The following is a 1,437-nucleotide window of genomic DNA, read 5'->3' as shown; positions in this document are numbered from 1 at the left end:
TCAACAATTCAAAATGCAGACAAGATAGCTGTTTTAGAGCGTGGAGAATTAGTGGAAATTGGCACTCATTTGGAACTTCTACAAAAAGAAGATGGTTACTATCGCCGTCTCTATTCTATACAGTTTGGCGGCCAATCTAAGGCAGATAATTATATTGACCAGCAACTTTTGACTAAAGCTTCTTATGAAGCTCGTGGTTTTCTCAATCAAATTGTTGGTTCTTTAAGACTATTAGTTGATGAAATAATTGATACACCCGAAGAACAAACAGAAATTACTGAGGAAGCTTTTCAGTCCGCAATTTCTCTTTTAAGAACCTTAGAAATATTTGAAAATCAAATGGTAAATGGGAACAAAGGTTAAGGCTCAAAATTTTATCGGCTCAGTTATTATTATTATTATTATTATGAATCATTAATCAAAAATTTTGATATATTCAGAGAATTAGCTGATTTTATATAATGTTTTTATTTGAGATGTAAATCTAGATTGAGGTTTTTTATTATCAAAAAAAGTGCACTGATGGAGTAGCTTCTATCCTTGTGTTTGCTAGTATTTATTGCTGTTTTCTCTCCTTTACTATTCTCTCCATACCTTTTTGATAACACTTAGTCTCCACATCCCAGATAAAAACGCTATAGAACAAAGTTTGTCATACTAAAACGCTAACTGGAGTTCTATCGCTCCCATTTTTCAAATATCCATTCTTGCAAAATAGGATTGACTAATTCCGGTGCTTCATCTTGAGGACAATGACCAACCCCAGGTAAAGGAATAAACTTTTCTACTGTTTCAAACTTAGCAAATTCTTTTGCCAATTCAATATTCTCCCAGGGGTCTTCCTCTCCCCATAAAATGAGAGCTGGACATGGTAATATTGGCAATAAATCTTCAGGTAAAGGTCCTTGAGAATAACCAGTAAAAGCCACAAAAACATCAACTGCTCCCTCATCTTTTGCTGGTGTTAAGAGTATATCTATTAATTCATCAGTAACAGCTTCAGAACGTTTATAAGCTTGCAACAATACTCGCCTGACTGTTTTCTTTGTTGCTAACTGATTAAAAAATATTTGACTTATCCACTTGACTTTGAGCGCTTTTTGTACTATATCTGCTCCTTGACTGCGATACCAAGGAAGAGTAGACCGTTTCCGTTCGTGCAAAAGTCGCAAAGAACAATTAATAATTCCTATACCCAAAGCAATATCTGGATAATCTACTGCTGCCTGCATCACCGCAATACAACCAACAGAATTTCCGACAAGAAAAGCAGGGGTGCCAACTATCTCTCTACAGAAATCAGCAATTTGTTGACCCCAGGTTTCAAATGTATAGGTAACATCTTTGCTTGGGGTTGGTTTAGCTGAAGCACCAAAACCAAGTAAGTCAATAGCATAACAGCGACAACTGGTAGCTAGTACAGGAATATTTTTGCGA

The 1,437-nt window shown here is 35.7% G+C and carries 1 protein-coding gene and 1 pseudogene; one reads left to right on the top strand and one right to left on the bottom strand.

All coding sequences use genetic code 11. From position 1 onward, the window contains the following. Window positions 1–363 (top strand): annotated as a pseudogene (locus F6K13_RS33095) (ABC transporter ATP-binding protein); the annotation flags it as partial. Between the two features lie 314 nt (window positions 364–677). Here the strand turns inward: F6K13_RS33095 and F6K13_RS33090 are convergent. Beyond that, on the bottom strand, window positions 678–1,437 hold a 760-nt coding region (locus tag F6K13_RS33090), incomplete at its 5' end, for an alpha/beta fold hydrolase (protein ID WP_287289915.1).

Source organism: Okeania sp. SIO2B9, assembly GCF_010672505.1.
Lineage (GTDB): Bacteria > Cyanobacteriota > Cyanobacteriia > Cyanobacteriales > Microcoleaceae > Okeania > Okeania hirsuta.
This window is presented reverse-complemented; position numbering and strand designations above follow the sequence as displayed.